The following is a 15,985-nucleotide window of genomic DNA, read 5'->3' on the forward strand; positions in this document are numbered from 1 at the left end:
TCGGAGGGCGGGTTCGCTCCGCTGGGGGCGGGGCCGACGCAGGTCAGGCGGGGTCTTCGGCTGGGGTTGCGCTGTTGACCATGCGTTGCAGCCAGGCGCGGGCGGTGGCGCGGTCGGCAGGGGTGAAGCTGGCTTCCAGGTCGCGTTCGACCGCGCGGACGGCGGGGGTGGCGTCGGCGAGGCGCTGCTGGCCGGCGTCGGTCAGGTAGAGCTGCTGGGACCGGCGGTCGGCCGGGTTGGCGCGGCGTTCGAGCAGGCCTGCGCGTTCCATCCCGGTGATCAGCTCGTTCGCCGACTGCCGGGCGGTGCCGACCTTTCTCGCCAGTTCGGCGATCGTGCAGCCCGGCTTCTCGGCGAGCAGCAGCAGCGTGCCGTACTGCTGGACGGAGAGTCCGTGCACGACCAGGGCGGCGGCGGCGGCCGAGCGCATGCTCAGCCAGGCGTGCCGCATCAAGAAGGTGACGCAGCCGCCGTCCATCTCATCGACGTGATCCATGGACCCCATTCTGCCCAGCGCGGCCGAAAAGAGAGATTGACAGGTTCCTGACGATCATGTCACGCTCGACACGTCAGGTACCTGTCAATCATAGGAGTGGGTCGTGCCACCTGTCGACCATCAGCGGCAACGCCGCATCCTTTCGATCCTCGTCGTGTCGGCGATCCTGATCTGGATCGACGCCACCGTCCTGGGCATCGCCCTCGAACGGCTCGCCGACCCTGTCACCGGGCTCGGCGCCACGCCCGGACAGCTGCAGTGGGCGGTGGGCGTCTACTCGCTGTTCTTCGCAACGGCGCTCTTCGCCGCAGGCGCGCTCGGCGACCGGTACGGCCACCGCACCGTGCTGATGACGGGCATGACCGTCTTCGGAGCGTCCTCGGCCTGGGCCGCCTGGGCGGACGGCCCGGTCTCGCTCATCCTCGCCCGCGCGCTGATGGGCATCGGCGGCGCCATGATCATGCCGACCTCGATGGCCATCATCGGCTGGACCTTCCCGCCGGAGCGCCGCGCCGGAGCGATCGCCGCCTGGTCGGCGTCGGCCGGGATCGGTGTCGCCACCGGCCCGGTTCTCGGCGGCGTACTGATCGACCACTTCTGGTGGGGTTCGGTCTTCCTCATCAACCTGCCGTTGGTGGCGGCCGGCCTGATCGGCACCGCGCTGGTGGTACCCAATCCCCGCAGTCCGCAGCGCCGCCGGCTGGACCCACTCGGTCTCGGCCTGTCGACGCTCGGCCTTCTCGGTGTCGCGTACGGGCTGATCGAAGGCGGTCAGCGCGGTGGCTGGGGCCGCTGGCAGGTCTGGGGCAGCATCGCCGTCGGCGTACTGCTGATCGCCGGATTCCTCTTCTCCGAATGGAGGGACCACCAGCCGAGCTTCGATCCCAGGCTGTTCCGCAACCGCCGCTTCGCCGCCGGCAACTTCGCGCTCGCCGCGCTGTTCCTCACCGTGACCGGGCAGAGCTTCTACATCACGTTCTACCTCCAGGGCGCCCGCGGCATGACTGCCCTGCACGCCGGATTGCTCTCCCTCCCCGGCGCGGTCGGCGTCGTTGTCGGCGCACCGCTCGGCGCCCGACTTGCCCGTCGCTTCGGTGTCGCTGTTGTAGCCGGTATTGCGCTCACCGCGTTCGCGCTCTGCCACGCTCTCAACATCACCTTCGCCGTCGACACGTCGCTGATCTGGTTCTGCGTAGTCGGCGGGATCGCGGGCACCGCAATCGGCGCGGCAGTCGCACCAACCACAGCGGCTGTCATCAGTGCCCTCCCAATGGACCGCATCGGCGCCGGATCCGCCGTGAACAACGCGATCCGGCAGGTCGGCAGCGTGCTCGGTGTGGCTCTACTGGGCACGATCCTGTCCAACGTCTACCAGCACAAGATCGCCTCATCACTCGACGACCTGCCCGCCGCAGTACGCGAAACAGCAGCCGGATCCGCCGAGGCAACCCGCCGTACCGCGGCCGCCATCGGCCGGCCCGATCTTGTCCAGTCGGCGAACGACGCGTTCATCCAGTCCATGCACATCGCCGCAACGGTCGCAGCAGCCTGCGCCCTCCTCGGTGCCGTCGCCCTGGCTTGGGCCTTCCGCACCAATCGCTCTGACTCCGCAGCACCCGCCACCGCAGCACCCGCCACCGCGGCACCCGCCGCTGCCGCGTCGGTCACTGGCGCGCCCGCACAGCTATTGCCGGGCTCTGGCCGTCAGTTCCACGGCCCCGGTGGCGCCGGCGGGACAACCGGTGGGCGGTCTTCGCAATGACCTGGCGCGCCTGCGTCTGCGGTCCAGCCGCCGTCGTTGCTGTCACCGACCAGCCGTACGTCGAACTCGGACGTGCCGGTGAAGTGGAACGTGCCGCAGTTGTTGACGAAGGGCGCGCCGATGTTCCGGGCGTCCACGTTCTCGAAGCTGGCCCAGCCGCCGACCCGGGCGTTCACCACGTTGGTCCCGGTGCCGTCGACCTTGACGTCGCGCACCACGACGTTCGTCACCGCATAGTCGTCCTTCACCGGCCAGTCGACCACGAACAGGAACGCGTTGTACGTCGAGTCGAGGAACGAGCTGTCGGTGATCTCGATCCGGCCGGCCATGTTCGACTGCAGCGCGTAGAGCCAGATCGCGCCGAGCCCGAGGTCCCAGTTGAGGTCCCGGGGGCCGCCGCGGACGGTGGTGTTCCGGGCGAAGGTCAGCTTGCCCTCGAACGGCGTCGAGTTGAACCGCGACCCCGCGTGCAGGGTGCTGCCCTCGCGGATCGGGTCGGCGACCAGGTTGTCGGTGACGGCGTTGTCGCGGCCGCCGTAGATCGCGATGTTGTTCGCGAGTACCGGCGTCTGGACGGTGTTGTGGTCGTAGACGTTGTGGTGGTTGACCAACCCGGCCGGATTCGCCTCCGACCACATCGCGAGTCCGTCGTCACCGCTGTTGCGGACGAAGTTGTTGGTGGCCCGGACGTTCGAGACGCCGAGGTGCAGGTTCATCCCGTCCGCGATCGCGTCGGTGATGACGTTGTTCCGGATCAGCAGCCCGTCCATCGGGCCGTCCAGCCAGATGCCCACCTTGGTGTGGTGAAGGTAGAGGTTCTGGATGGTGGAGCCGCCGCCGATCGCGCCGCCGATGCCGTTCACCTGGTCGGTGTCGATCCGCTCCCGGACGTCGCTCTCGATCGCGAAGTCGGACAGGTGCACCTTCGTGCTGCCGCCGTCGGCCGCGTACTTGCCGTAGAAGCCGGGCGCGCTGTGCACCGACTGGTCCGGAGCGGGCTGGGCGAGCGGCAGGACCTTGCCCTTGATGATGGTCCACCAGTTGCCGGCGCCGTGGACGGTGACCTTGTCGACCACGATGTGCCGGTTGACCTGGTAGGTGCCCGGCGGGATGAAGACGCTCCAGCCGAGCTTCTTCGCGGCCGCGATGGTGCGCTCGATCGCCGGCGCCGCGTCGTACCGACCGGTCGGGTCCGCGCCGAAATGCCTGACGGACAAGGACTTCGCGGGCTGCTTCAGCGGCTGGGCGACCAGCTCGAAGTCGGCGACGTCGAGCACGTACCACGCGACCGGGATGTTCTCCGGGACTTGGAACCGGACCTTGTCGCCCGCCTTGTACGTCTTGCCGAGCAGCACCCGCTGCTCGTCGTAGAAGTGGTTCGGCCGGAACGGCTTCGCCACCGGGTCCGGCTCGGGCTTCCACCAGCCCGGGTTCGGGTCGACGTCAGGGTTGTTGGAGAAGGGATACATGCCGTAGAGCCAGGCGTACTCCGAGGTCAGGGTCATCGTCTGGTTGCGCTTGCCGTCGACCTTGACGTCGAGCGGCGCACGCTGCCCGCCACCCGTAGCAGTGTCGGGAATGCTGTAGCGCAGAGTCAGCGCATTGGCAGGCCGCGACAACGTGAACTCGACGTACTGCCCAGCAGCAGTCAGCCGTACTGCGGTACGCCCCGAGGCCTCGGCGGGCAACGTGTAGGCCTCGCGGCTGGGCCCGATCTTCTCGCCGGTGGTAAAGGCGCTCTCCGCCTCCTGCTCGACGAAGGGGACGGCGGCGCCGCGGCCCTGGACGAGCGCGGGGTCGAGCCCGGCGCGGGTGATCACCGGTGCGGTGGTCGGAGGATGGGCAGCCGCGGACAGACCGGGGGACGCGCCGAGCGCGACGAGTACCGAGCCGGTCAGGGCCACCTGACGGATACGGGAAAGACGAGAACGGGACATTGGGCGACATCCCCCCAGCTCTGAGCTGCCGCACCCCGTCCTCGGGGCGCGACCGGCGTCACCGCCTGGAGCCGGACGATACGCAGACTGACGATCTGCTGCAAGATCTCGACAAACGAAAGTAATTTCCCGAGATCAGTCCTCTTCCAGTGCTACCTGGGGTTGGGGGCGGAGGGCTCGGAGCCAGAGTTCGGTCTGGGCGATGTGGGCCGAGGCCGCGGTGGCCGCGGCGGCGGGGTCGCGGTGGGAGATGGCCGAGAGGATCGCCCGGTGGCCGCGGTCGCTGGTCTGCTTGATGGCGTTGAAGTCCGCGCCCGGTTGGAAGATCCGGTAGTGGCCGCCGCGGCCGCGGATCACGCCGGTCAGCGCGGTGACGGTCGGGTTACCGCCGGCCGTGCAGATCGCGCCGTGGAACTCGGCGTCGAGCGCCTGGATCTCGGCCGCGTCGGTGGTTGCCTCGAGCCGGTCGAGGATGTCGCTCAACCGCTTCTCCAGCAGGGGATCCTGCCGTGCGGCGGCCGCCGCGGTCGCGTGCGCCTCCAGTACCCGGCGGACCTCGAGAAGCTGCAGGACGCCCTCGAGCGGGATGAGCTCGACCGACAGCGAGAACCGGCTGATGATCTCGGCCGGGTCCAGCGCGGACACGTAGGTGCCGGAGCCGTGCCGCGACTCGATCACCCCGAGCGCGGCCAGCGATCGCGCGGCCTCGCGCAGGGAACTGCGGGACACCCCGAGGTGGTCGCACAGTTCCGGCTCCGGCGGGAACTTCTCGCCCGGCCCCAGCTCGCCCGACGCGATCATCTGCCGCAGTCCGGCCAGCGCCTTGTCCGTCGCTGCCATCAGCACCTCCCCATCGCAGGCCCCCATCGCCACCCTCGCGGCCAACTCGCCGCCACTACCCACAGCGTAAGCCCTCAGAGGATAAGTCCTCAGACCACTTGCGGTCATGCCCACTGTGGGCCCTTGTCGTCGCAGCGCGATTCTGGCAGGGTGCTCGGATCGGTTGCCCGAGTCATCTGATGTCAGAGCAAACTCCCGCAGCCGACCGACCACCACACTGGCCCACATCCCCTGAGGAGAAGCGCCATGCGCTACCGACAGATGTTCGCACCCCTGGCGGCTGCGGCCCTGGTCCTGACAGCGACGGCCTGCGGTCCGGGCCCGGCCGAGAAGGCGAACGATCAGGTCACCCTGCAGATGGTCGAGAGTCTGACCAATCCGACCAGGACCACGTTGCTGAAGAAGCTGATCGCCGACTTCGAGGCGAAGAATTCCGGGGTCAAGGTCCAGCTGATCTCTCCGCCGACCAACCAGGCGGACCAGAAGATCCAGCAGATGCTCCAGTCCGGCAAGGGGGTGGACGTGCTGGAGGTCCGCGACACCACGGTCGGCCCGTTCTCGACCAACAAGTGGATCTACGACATGGCCCCCGACCTCAAGGGCTGGGAGGGCCTCGACGCCCTCACCCCGAACGCCCTGAAGGTCACCCAGCAGGGCGGCAAGTCGTACATGGTGCCCTACGGCTTCTACGGACTCTCGCTGTTCTACCGCAAGGACCTGGTCCAGCAGGCCGGGTTCACCGGTCCGCCGAAGAGCTGGGCCGAGATGGTCGAGCAGGCCAAGAAGATCAACGACCCGTCGAAGAACCGGTACGGCTACTCGTTCCGTGGCGGTCTCGGCGGTGGCGGCAACGCGATCACGGTGATCTCCGGCTACGTGATCGACGACATCAACAAGGACAACGCGTTCAAGCTGACCAGCGGCAAGACCATCTTCTCCTCGCCGAAGGCCGTCGACGCGCTGAACCTGTACGTCGACCTCTTCAAGACCGCGTCGCCGCCTTCGTCGGTCAGCTGGGGATATCCCGAGATGGTGCAGGGATTCACCTCCGGCACCACCGGTTTCCTGCTGCAGGACCCCGAGGTGATCGCCACCGTCAAGGAGTCGAAGACGATCAAGGAGGACCAGTGGGGTACGGCGCCGCTCCCGGTCGGGCCGACCGGCAAGGCGGCGCAACCGCTCGCCAACGCCGGCTGGGGTGTCGCCGAGGGCAGCACCCACAAGAAGGAGGCGGTGGACCTGGTGAAGTTCCTGACCTCGGGTGACTCGGCGATGACGTTCTCCAAGGAGAACAGCCTGGTCCCGATCCTGAAGAGCGCCGCGGACGACCCGTACTTCAAGGACGGCCCGTGGGCGTCGTACGTGGCGATGAACTCCTCGCCGGACACCTATGTCGTGGTGACGCAGCCGCGCGGGGTGCCGTGGTCGACGGAGTGGGGCAACAAGGCCGACGCGGATGTACAGAAGCTGATCACCGGCAAGGCGCAGCCCGCGGAGATCCTGAAGAGCTGGGACGACTACTGGACCAAGAAGTGGGCCGGTAACTGATCCATGGCTGTCACCACAACGGACCGGCCGGCGGTCAGACCGCCGGCCCCCGGGCGCACGTCCGGCCGGCGGCAGTTCACCGGCCGGACCGCGCTGATCCTGTTCGCCTTCATGCTGCCCGCGATCTTCTTCGTCGGGCTGTTCACCTACTACCCGTTGCTGAACGGCATCTCGATGGCCTTCCGCAACTACAACCTGAACGACCTGTCCGACACCTCCTGGGTCGGGCTGGCGAACTTCCGCACGCTGCTCGGCGACGAGATGTTCCGCGGCACCGTGAAGAACTCGCTGGTCTGGGTGGTCGGCTCGCTGGTGCCGCAGTTCCTGATCGGGTTCACGCTGGCGTTGTGGCTGCGGCGGAGGTTCCGCTTCCGCGGTACGTACCAGGCGCTGGTGTTCTTCCCGTGGGCGGTGTCGGGCTTCCTGATCGGCATCCTGTTCCGCTGGATGTTCAACGGCGAGTTCGGCGTGGTGAACGACCTGCTGATGAAGACGCACCTGATCAGTACTCCGGTGCCGTGGCTGGCCGACGCCCGCTACGCGATGGTCGCCGTCATCATCGCGAACGTCTGGTACGGCGTGACGTTCTTCGCCATCATGATCCTGGCCGCGCTGCAGTCGGTGCCCGAGGAGCTCTACGAGGCCTCGGCGATCGACGGCGCGGGCAAGGTCCGCACCCTGTTCAGCATCACCATCCCGTCGATCCGGACCACGCTGGCGCTGACCGTGCTGCTCCGGGTGATCTGGATCTTCAACTCACCCGAACTGATCTTCGGGATGACCGGTGGTGGTCCGGCGAACGAGACGCACATCGTCACGTCGTACATGATCCAGGTGACGCAGGAGGGCGACTACGGCCGCGCCTCCGCGATGGGGCTGATGGTGGTCTTCGTGCTGATGCTGTTCGCGATCTTCTACCTGCTCGCGATCCGTCCCAAACAGCGTTTGACTGTTAAGAAGGCGATGCGATGATCCGCGACTACAGCACCGCCGGCCGGATCGCCCGGTTCACCGGACTCGGCATCTGCTTGATCTTCACCCTGTTCCCGCTCTACTGGATCCTGGTGACGTCCTTCAAGGACCCGGGCACGATCTTCGCCTATCCGCTGAAGTACTGGCCGTCGCAGTGGTCGCTGGCCAACTACCAGGGCCTGTTCGAGCAGTCGAACTTCGCGGTCTTCCTGGTCAACAGCGTGATCGTGTCCACTGTCGCGGCCGCGCTGGCGACGGTGATCTCGCTGCTGGCGGCGTATGTGCTCGCCCGGTTCGAGTTCATGTCCAAGGGCGCGGTGATGGGGGCGTTCCTGGTCACCCAGATGATCCCGGGCTTCATCGCGCTCGGCTCGCTCTACATCCTGATGACGAGGCTCTATCTGGTCGACAATCGCTGGGGCCTGGTTCTGGTGTACGTGGCGGTCTCTATCCCGCTCTGCACGGTGATGCTGCGCGGGTTCTTCGAGAACGTGCCGGCCTCGCTCGAGGAGGCGGCGATGGTGGACGGCTGTTCGCGACTGTCCGCCTTGTTCCGGGTGCTGGTGCCGGTGATGACGCCGGGCATCGCGGCGTCGTACATCTTCAACTTCGTGAACTGCTGGAACGAGTTGTTCCTGTCCGTCACGTTGCTGAACAGCGACAGTAACAAGACCGTCCCGGCCGCGCTGAACGGCTTCATCAGCAGCTACAACATCGACTGGGGTTCGATGTCGGCCGCGGCGGCGCTGTCGATCATCCCGACGATGGTGCTGTTCGCCTTCGCCAGCCGCTACATCGTCGAAGGCCTGACCGCCGGCGCCGTCAAGGAGTGAAGGAACGGCGCTAGCTCCCAAACCCGCCACCGCCGCGGTGCGACGACCTCGTATGGCGCGGTGCCGGGTGCGGGCTCGCCGCCCACCCAGACGGTCGCCATGCCCAGCTGCTCCGGCACGTCCAGGTTGACGGCCAGGTCGTCGAAGAAGGCGGCCCGGCTCGGGTCGATCGAGAACTGCTCGACGAATCGCCGATAGCTCTCGGGGTACGGCTTCGGGATCAGCTGCCCGGCCAGGATGTCGAAGACCCCGTCGAAGTGATCGCTCAGGCCGAGCCGGGCCAGCGCCTGCTCGGCGTGGTAGGCGGACCCGTTGGTGAAGACGAACTTCCGGCCGGGCAGGGCCGCGATCGCCTCGGCCAGGACCGCGTCGGCGCGCAGTACGGAGTAGTCGATGTGGTGCTCGAACTCCAGGATGTCGGCGGCCGCCAGGCCCTCGGTGGTCATCAGCCCGCGCAGGGTGGTGCCGTGGGCGGCGATCAGTTCGGCCTGGATCCGGCGGGCGCCGGCGTCGTCGGTGCCGAAGTGCCGGCTCAGGATCCCACGGATCAGCGCCTTCATCTGGTTCGCCAGGCCGTTGCTCGACGGATACAGGGTGTCGTCGAGATCCAGCACCCAGGTGTCGATGTCGGCCAGCATCCGTCCAGAGTAGTGACAGACTGGGCAGGTCATCGACGGAGGGACGAGGTTGTGGCGACTGCGCTCATCACGGGACCGACGGCCGGGATCGGGCGGGCTTTCGCGGACAAGCTGGCCCGCGAAGGGTTCGACCTGGTGCTGGTGGCCCGCGACGAGGCACGGCTGAAGGAGGTCGCGACCGAGATCAGCCGCCGGTACGGCGTCGCCTGCGAGGTGCTGGCCGCCGACCTGACGGAGCCCGAGCAGCTCGCCCTGGTCGAGGAGCGGTTCGCCACCGGGCCGATCGAGGTGCTGGTGAACAACGCCGGCTTCGGCCAGAAGAAGCCGTTCTGGGCGAACCCGATCGAGGTCGAGGAGAAGCAGTTCGACCTGCTCGTCCGGGTGGTGCTGCGGCTCACCCATGCCGCGGTGCTGCCGATGATCGAGCGTGGATCCGGCGCCGTGCTCAACGTGTCGTCGGTGGCCGGCTTCGTCCAGCGCGGGAGCTACAGCGCGCACAAGTCCTGGGTGACGAACTTCTCCGCCGGACTGGCGATCGAGCTGCACTCGAAGGGCGTCGCCGTGATGGCCGTCTGCCCGGGATTCGTGCGCACCGAGTTCCACGAGCGGATGGGGATGGACAAGACGATCATCCCGTCGTTCATGTGGCTGAACGCGGACGAACTGGTCGAGAGTGCCTGGGCGGACCTGATGCACGGCAAGGCGATCTCGATCCCGACCTGGCGCTACAAACTGGTCGTCGCGGGCGCCCGCTACATCCCGCGCACCCTGATCGCCCGCCTCTCCACCGTGGGCCTGGACGGCCGCCGCCGCGCCTGACGGGCGCGTCCTCAGCTGGAACCTGTGGTGGCGGTTCGGCCCGTGGGACCCGACGGTTGCCATCGGCAACGCAGTACTGAGTCGCGGGCCGATCGACGATCGCGAGGTGCGGACGCTGCCGGGGGAGGACGGGCGTCCTGGCGGACCTCCACTCGTCGGCGTGATCTCCTACTGACGGAGTTAGCCCTTCCCGTACGTGGCGATGAACTTGAGGACTCGTGGCCAGAGGTCGGCTGCCTCGTCCGGTTGGTACTCCGCGGGCAGGCTCTGGTCGGTGAAGAGGTGACCGGTACCGGGGTACTCGTAGTGCTCGAGGTCGCCCCCGGCGGCGGTGACCGCCTTCTCGCCAGCCATTACCCACTCCTCGACGCGGAACGGATCGTCGGCCGCGTAGTGCACCTGCGCGGGCACCCCGCGGGGCCAGTTCACGTCGCGGCCGAACTCCGCGAGGTCGATCACGCCTGACACCAGCACGGCACCCGCGACCCCGGGTTGCCGGCAGGTGACGAACTGCGCCATCCCGCCGCCGTTGGAGAACCCGGCCGCGATGAACCCCTCGGGGAGATCCTTGACCGCGGCCAGCGCGCGCCCCATCAGGGTGGGATACCCCGCCTCGACGGCGAAGGCCGCCGCCTCGTCGTAGTCGTCGAACACACGTCCGTCGTACTGGTCGACGATGCGGACGCGGTGCCCGTGGGAGCGGAGCAGGTCGGCGGCGGCGTGGATGCCCGGCCGGACGCCGAGGACTGAGTGGAACAGCGCGATGGTGGCCATGCGGATGACGCTAGTGCACGCCGCCGACGGTTCCGTGGGCTCGCGTTCCCAACCAATCCCCGACCGGCGACGTCCAACGAGCACCAGGGGAACTTCAGGTAAGAAAGTTGGGGGACATGTCCGTAGGGGGATGGAACACACGGGTGGTAGTTGCCACCGGGGTGGCCATGATGGGGCTGCTTTTGGTGGCCTGTGGCAACAAAGAGCCGGCCGCGGGGGAGGTGCCGGCCGCCAGCGTGCCGACGGCGACAGCGAGCACGACTCCGAGTACGAGTCCGACGGCTGGTCCGACGGCAGCGCCGGTCGACAATCCGTCGGAGCCCGGTGCGACTGCTGAGCCGTCGAAGAAGCCGACCGTGGCGCCGAAACCCACGCCGGTGAAGCCGTTCCGGCTCAGCAGCTCGATGCTGCTCACCGGGAAGGAGATGGCCAAGGGGGATCCGAGCCGGCGCTGGCGGTCGAACTCGCAGGCTCCACTGGCGCCGATCTGCGGCCTCGCGTCGACCCGTGGTGACAAGGTCCAGGGCGTCTTGAGCCGCCACTTCACCGACGAGTTGGAAGCCGACGGCGGGCAGTGGATCACCCGGTACTCCGACGAGCGGGCGGCGCGTGCGGCGTACAACCAGATCGTCGCGACGATCAAGTCCTGCAAGGCGTTCTCGCCCGGGCAGACGCACGCGCGGAAGATGACGGAGAACCGGACGCTCGCGCTGGGTGACCGGACGCGGATCCTGCGCTGGTACGACTACGCGCTGCCGTCGGACCCGGGGAGTGAGAACGGCGGATTCCCGTACGCCGTGACGCAGCAGGGGAACGTCGTCAGCGTCCTGGCCTTCAGCGAGATGGGTACGGGCATCGAGCCGGCCAACTTCGAACGCATCGCCCGCTCCGCCGCCGCCCGCCTCGGCTGAGCACAGGAACAACCAGCCGGGCCCGGCTGGCGGGGATGGGCAGGTCGGGCTCGAGGGGGGAACGTCTGGGGGAGGGAGGTCTGCGCTGCGGGGGGATCGGCAGCGCAGACCTCCCTGGTACGTGCCCAGACCTCCCCTGGTTCAGCGGAGCGTGGCGGTGATGGTGTCGGCGAGCGGGGTGGTCGGGCGGCCGATCAGGCGGGAGAGGTCGCCGGGGGTTCCGGCCAGGGCGCCGTGGCTGATGGCTTCGTCCACCTCGGCGAGGATCTCGGCGAACTGCTGCGGGATCCCGACGCTCGTCAGCATCGCCGCGTTCTCGTCGCGCCCGAGGAACTGGTGCTCCACCGTCTTCCCGCTCTGCCGCGACACCTCTGCCGCGAACTCGGGGTACGTCCAGGCGGTGTCGCCACTGAGCTCGTATGCCTTGTTCAGCTGGCCTTCCGTGCTCAGCACGACCGCGGCGGCGGCCGCGTAGTCCGCCCGAGCGGCGCTGGCGAGTCGTGCGTCCGGGCTCACCCCGTTCGCGACCACGCCGCGCTCGACGATGCCCTGCAGATCGCCCGCGACGCCCGGCGCCTCGTTGTACCAGTCGTTGCGCAGGAACGTGTACGGCAGGCCTGCGTCGAGGATCAACTGCTCGGTCTCGCGGTGGTCCTGCGCCAGCGCGAAGTCGGCGTTCGGCGCGTCGAAGATGCTGGTGTACGCCACCTGAGCGACACCCGCGGCCTTGGCTGCGTCGATCACGACGGCGTGCTGGGGTACCCGGCGGCCCACGTCGCTGGCGGAGACCAGCAGCACGCGGTCCTCGGGCTTGAACGCGCCGTCGAACGTGTCCGGCTGGTCGTAGTCCGCGACCAGCAGCCGGACGCCCTGCTCGACCAGGCCCGTGGCCTTCTCCTGGTTCCGGGCGACGGCGGTGATCCCGTCCGCCGGGACACCCGCCGCCAGCAGTTCCGCGATGACCAGACGGCCGAGTTCCCCGGTCGCGCCGGTGATGACGATGCTCATGAACTTCTTCCTGTCAGAGTTGGTGCCTACTCCACTAACCGTAGGATGGGTACAAACTGCAGGGAAGTACCCACTTTGAAGTAAGGTACGCAGCTGCGGGTAAGTGGGTTGCCGACCGAAGGAGGTCTCCGATGAGCGAGTTGCTGGCTCCCGACGTCAATCGCACCGACTGCCCGTCGCGGGCGATCCTGGAGCACGTCACCAGCCGGTGGGCAGTGCTCGTCCTGGCCGCGCTGCTGGAGCGGTCGTACCGGTTCAGCGAGCTGCGCCGGCATGTCGGAGGGGTGAGCGAGAAGATGCTCGCCCAGACCCTGCAGGCACTGGAACGCGACGGCTTCGTCCATCGCGACGCAAAGCCGGTGATCCCCCCACGCGTCGACTACTCCCTGACCTCCACCGGCCGCGATGTCGCCGAACAGGTCCACGCCCTCGCCCGCTGGGTCGAGTCCCAGGTCCCCACAGTCCAGTCAGCCCAGTCCCGGTACGACGCCGCCCGCCCCTGACCACAGCCGACTCTCACCCTTCGGTGGATCGGGTTCCTTGCTCTCGGCGGTTGCTAGAAAGTCAGCGGTAGGTCGGCCGCGGTTTCGGCGAGGGTTTTCAGGGTGGCGGCGATCAGGGGGTTGTCGGCCTGACCCCGGCGGGTGGCGGCGAAGACGCGGCGTACCGGGGGTGGGTCGGTGAGGGGGCGGATGACGGCGGGGCTCGGGGTGGGGACGGCCAGGCGGGGGATGAGGGAGACGCCGGCGTTGGCGGCGACGAGGGCCGCGACCGAGTGGAAGTCGTCGGAGGTGTGCACGATGCGCGGCTGGAACCCAGCCTGCTCACACGCCAGCAGTACTACGTCGCGCAGCGGGTTCCCGATCGACGTCATCACCCAGTCGTCGGCCGACAGCGCGGTCAGGTCGACGGACTGAGCATCGGCCGCGGGGTGGGTCGAGGGGATCACGGCCACGAAAGGCTCGGCGTACAAGGGGATCCGGGTCAGGCGCTCGTCGTCGGCGCGTGGGGTGCCCCGGTGTTCGACGGCGATGGCCAGCTCGACCTCGCCGTCGAGGAGCTGGGTGATGCCCTGATGGCCTTCGACATCCCGTACTACGAGGCGCAGGCCCGGCGTACTCGCTCGGAGACTGACCAGGGAAGGTGCCACCAGCAGGCTGATGGCGGTCGAGAAGGCGGCGACGCGGATCTCTCCGGTGGCGCCCTCGGCGTGCCGGCGCATGGCTTCCTCGGCGCGCTCGACCTCGGTCAGGATCGTGTCCGCGTGCTCGAGGAGCAGCCGCCCGGCCGAGGTGATCGCGACCCGGCGGCCGCGGCGCTCGAGGAGTTCCTGACCGACCTCGGACTCCAGTGCCGCCAACTGCTGGGAGACGGCCGACGGGGTCAGGTGCAGCACCTCGGCGGCCGCCGTCACGGTGCCGTGATCAGCAAGTGCTCGCAGCACCCGCAATCTTCGGACTTCGATCACGGGGCTCAGCTTCGCACAACGGCTGCCCCCGGCGGTCGGCGAACCAGCGGGAGCGACGAGGCGGAACGTAGGGCTGGACGGGCGCCCCGGCCATCCCGGACCGGGACTCTCGGGCGACCTTGTCGATGACGGTGATCGGGAAGAGGTACATCGTCGGTTCCTTTCGTCCCTTCGAACCTAAGGACCGGCGGATTGATACGTCCAATGAAACTTATGGGCAGAGTTGATACGCACGATGCATGATGTACGCCATGGAACTGCGCCTGCTCCGATCCTTCGTCGTGGTCGCGGACGAGCTGAACGTGGGCCGGGCGGCGACCAGGCTGCATCTGACCCAGCCGTCGCTGAGCCGGCAGATCGCGGCGCTCGAGCATGACCTCGGCGTCGAACTCTTCGCCCGGGTGAAGAAGCGCTTCGTACTGACGGCGGCCGGGGAGAGCTTCCTCGTCGACGCACGGCAGTTGCTGGAGCGGGCGGACGAGGCAGTTCGCGATGCGCAGCGGGTGCATCGGGGTGAACTGGGGACGTTGCGACTGCGGTTCGTGCAGTCGGCGACGTTCGAAGTCTTGCCGCGTCTGCTCGGTGCGTTCCGCGCAGCCAATCCGGACGTGGTGCTCGACCTGGAGACGATGACCACAATCCGCCAGACCGAAGCGCTGCGCGAGGGCCGGATCGACGTCGGCCTCTTCCGCCTGGGAGTGGCCCGAGGGCTGGAGACGCGGGTGATCTCGCGGGATCCGCTGGTGGCGGCTCTGCCGACCGTGCATCGGCTCGCTCGACGGAAGCGGATCAGCTTGGCCGATCTGGCCGAGGATCCGTTCGTGCTCTACACGCGGGCAACCGGGCCGACCGTCTTCGACACGATCGTCGGCCATTGCAGAGCGGCCGGGTTCGAGCCTGAGGTGACGCAGGAGGCCGCGGACGTGCAGACGATCGTGTCACTCGTCGCGGCCGGCCTGGGCGTCTCGCTGCTCGTCGCGCCGACGCCGCGGATCGACCCGGAGGCCGTGGTGTACCGCGAGTTGTCCGATGACCTGCCGCCGTGGGAGCTGTCCGTGGCGTGGTCGCCGGAGAACCGTTCGCCTGTGCTGGCAAGGTTTCTGGACCTCGTCCGAGGCCCAGAAACCCGCTGAGGATCAGCCGAAGGTGTCGGGGTCGCCGCCGGTGCGGACGCCGGTCTCGAGGTCGGCGATCGCGGCCATGTCGTCGTTGTCCAGGGTGAAGTCGAAGACGGCGATGTTCTCGGCGATCCGGCTCGGCGTCTTGGACTTCGGGATCACCACGTTGCCGAGCTGCAGGTGCCAGCGGATGACCACCTGGGCCTGCGACTTGCCGTGCTTGTCCGCGAGCGCCTTCAGCGTCGGGTCGCCGAGCAGCTCACCCGACGCGAGCGGGCTCCACGACTCGGTGACGATGTCGTTCTCGGCGTTGAACGCGCGCAGCTCGTCCTGCGGCAGGGCCGGGTGCAGCTCGATCTGGTTCACCGCCGGGCGCAGGTCGGTCTCGTCGAACAACCGCTGCAGGGCAGGGATGTGGAAGTTGGAGACGCCGATCGCGCGCACCCGCTTGTCGGCGTACAGCTGCTCGAACGCCTTCCAGGTCTCGACGTACTTGTCCTTCTTCAGCGCCTGCCAGTGGATCAGGTACAGATCGACGGAGTCGAGGCCGAGCCGCCCGAGGCTGGCGTCGAACGCCCGCAGAGTGGAGTCGTAGCCCTGGTCGCTGTTCCAGACCTTGGTGGTGATGAAGAGCTCGTCGCGGGGGAGGCCGGAGTCGGCGATGGCCCGGCCGACGCCTTCCTCGTTGCCGTAGATGGCGGCCGTGTCGATGTGCCGGTAGCCGGACTCGAAGGCCGCCTTGACGACGTCGGTGACGATCTCGTCCTCGACCTGCCAGACCCCCAGGCCCAGCTGCGGGATCTCGACGCCGTTGTCCAGAGTGATCGTGGGGACTGTGCTCATCTGCCTATTCCACTGGGC

The 15,985-nt window shown here is 68.1% G+C and carries 16 protein-coding genes; 8 read left to right on the top strand and 8 right to left on the bottom strand.

The genetic code is table 11. The annotated features are described in order from the left end of the window. Positions 1–43 precede the first annotated feature (43 nt). Positions 44–496, bottom strand: a complete 453-nt coding sequence (locus EV648_RS00170; protein WP_241994779.1) for a MarR family winged helix-turn-helix transcriptional regulator — start codon at positions 494–496, stop codon at positions 44–46. Positions 497–599: 103 nt separating this feature from the next. On the opposite strand from EV648_RS00170, the gene EV648_RS00175 reads away from it, so the two are divergent. Further along, the gene (locus tag EV648_RS00175) at positions 600–2,258 is read left to right on the top strand and encodes an MFS transporter (RefSeq protein ID WP_199234373.1); all 1,659 of its coding nucleotides are present in this window, start codon (positions 600–602) and stop codon (positions 2,256–2,258) included. On the opposite strand, the gene EV648_RS00180 is transcribed toward EV648_RS00175, so the two are convergent. After that, positions 2,201–4,195 carry a glycosyl hydrolase family 28-related protein gene (locus EV648_RS00180; RefSeq protein ID WP_132283827.1) on the bottom strand — a complete coding sequence of 665 codons (1,995 nt, stop codon included), beginning with the start codon at positions 4,193–4,195 and terminating at the stop codon, positions 2,201–2,203. The genes EV648_RS00175 and EV648_RS00180 overlap by 58 nt on opposite strands. A gap of 135 nt (positions 4,196–4,330) precedes the next feature. Next, positions 4,331–5,035, bottom strand: a complete 705-nt coding sequence (locus EV648_RS00185) for a FadR/GntR family transcriptional regulator (RefSeq protein ID WP_132283829.1) — start codon at positions 5,033–5,035, stop codon at positions 4,331–4,333. Positions 5,036–5,281: 246 nt separating this feature from the next. Between EV648_RS00185 and EV648_RS00190 the strand changes: the two genes are divergently transcribed. The 3 genes from EV648_RS00190 to EV648_RS00200 are packed head-to-tail and all read left to right on the top strand — an operon-like array spanning position 5,282 to position 8,388. Further along, positions 5,282–6,583 (top strand): sugar ABC transporter substrate-binding protein, encoded by a 1,302-nt coding sequence (locus EV648_RS00190; RefSeq protein WP_199234374.1) that lies wholly within the window; start codon positions 5,282–5,284, stop codon positions 6,581–6,583. 3 nt (positions 6,584–6,586) lie between these two features. Further along, positions 6,587–7,555, top strand: coding sequence for a carbohydrate ABC transporter permease (locus EV648_RS00195; protein ID WP_132283831.1), 969 nt, complete (start codon positions 6,587–6,589; stop codon positions 7,553–7,555). Beyond that, positions 7,552–8,388 (top strand): carbohydrate ABC transporter permease, encoded by an 837-nt coding sequence (locus EV648_RS00200; RefSeq protein ID WP_132283833.1) that lies wholly within the window; start codon positions 7,552–7,554, stop codon positions 8,386–8,388. The genes EV648_RS00195 and EV648_RS00200 overlap by 4 nt, the downstream gene beginning before the upstream one ends. Here the strand turns inward: EV648_RS00200 and EV648_RS00205 are convergent. Next, positions 8,346–9,026, bottom strand: coding sequence for a pyrimidine 5'-nucleotidase (locus EV648_RS00205; RefSeq protein ID WP_132283835.1), 681 nt, complete (start codon positions 9,024–9,026; stop codon positions 8,346–8,348). The two genes, EV648_RS00200 and EV648_RS00205, sit on opposite strands and share 43 nt — an antisense overlap. Positions 9,027–9,077: 51 nt before the next feature. Here EV648_RS00205 and EV648_RS00210 point away from each other — a divergent pair, with 51 nt between their 5' ends. After that, positions 9,078–9,845 carry an SDR family oxidoreductase gene (locus EV648_RS00210; RefSeq protein ID WP_132283837.1) on the top strand — a complete coding sequence of 256 codons (768 nt, stop codon included), beginning with the start codon at positions 9,078–9,080 and terminating at the stop codon, positions 9,843–9,845. Positions 9,846–10,025: 180 nt separating this feature from the next. Here EV648_RS00210 and EV648_RS00220 read toward each other — a convergent pair whose 3' ends face one another. Continuing rightward, positions 10,026–10,619, bottom strand: coding sequence for a dienelactone hydrolase family protein (locus tag EV648_RS00220; RefSeq protein ID WP_132283839.1), 594 nt, complete (start codon positions 10,617–10,619; stop codon positions 10,026–10,028). 170 nt (positions 10,620–10,789) lie between these two features. Between EV648_RS00220 and EV648_RS00225 the strand changes: the two genes are divergently transcribed. Beyond that, complete coding sequence (locus EV648_RS00225) at positions 10,790–11,530, top strand: hypothetical protein (RefSeq protein ID WP_132283842.1); 741 nt, start codon at positions 10,790–10,792, stop codon at positions 11,528–11,530. Positions 11,531–11,671: 141 nt separating this feature from the next. Here EV648_RS00225 and EV648_RS00230 read toward each other — a convergent pair whose 3' ends face one another. After that, positions 11,672–12,538, bottom strand: a complete 867-nt coding sequence (locus tag EV648_RS00230) for an SDR family oxidoreductase (RefSeq protein ID WP_132283844.1) — start codon at positions 12,536–12,538, stop codon at positions 11,672–11,674. Positions 12,539–12,669: 131 nt separating this feature from the next. Between EV648_RS00230 and EV648_RS00235 the strand changes: the two genes are divergently transcribed. After that, the gene (locus EV648_RS00235; protein WP_132283846.1) at positions 12,670–13,041 is read left to right on the top strand and encodes a helix-turn-helix domain-containing protein; all 372 of its coding nucleotides are present in this window, start codon (positions 12,670–12,672) and stop codon (positions 13,039–13,041) included. Positions 13,042–13,094: 53 nt separating this feature from the next. Here EV648_RS00235 and EV648_RS00240 read toward each other — a convergent pair whose 3' ends face one another. Continuing rightward, positions 13,095–14,006: a LysR family transcriptional regulator gene (locus EV648_RS00240; protein ID WP_132283848.1), complete on the bottom strand. Its 912-nt coding sequence runs from the start codon at positions 14,004–14,006 to the stop codon at positions 13,095–13,097. 251 nt (positions 14,007–14,257) lie between these two features. Here EV648_RS00240 and EV648_RS00245 point away from each other — a divergent pair, with 251 nt between their 5' ends. After that, the gene (locus tag EV648_RS00245; RefSeq protein ID WP_158293856.1) at positions 14,258–15,139 is read left to right on the top strand and encodes a LysR family transcriptional regulator; all 882 of its coding nucleotides are present in this window, start codon (positions 14,258–14,260) and stop codon (positions 15,137–15,139) included. Positions 15,140–15,142: 3 nt separating this feature from the next. Here the strand turns inward: EV648_RS00245 and EV648_RS00250 are convergent, their stop codons facing one another. Continuing rightward, positions 15,143–15,967, bottom strand: a complete 825-nt coding sequence (locus EV648_RS00250) for an aldo/keto reductase (protein ID WP_132283852.1) — start codon at positions 15,965–15,967, stop codon at positions 15,143–15,145. Between the last annotated feature and the right edge of the window lie 18 nt (positions 15,968–15,985).

The organism is Kribbella sp. VKM Ac-2568 (genome assembly GCF_004345365.1).
Lineage (GTDB): Bacteria > Actinomycetota > Actinomycetes > Propionibacteriales > Kribbellaceae > Kribbella > Kribbella orskensis.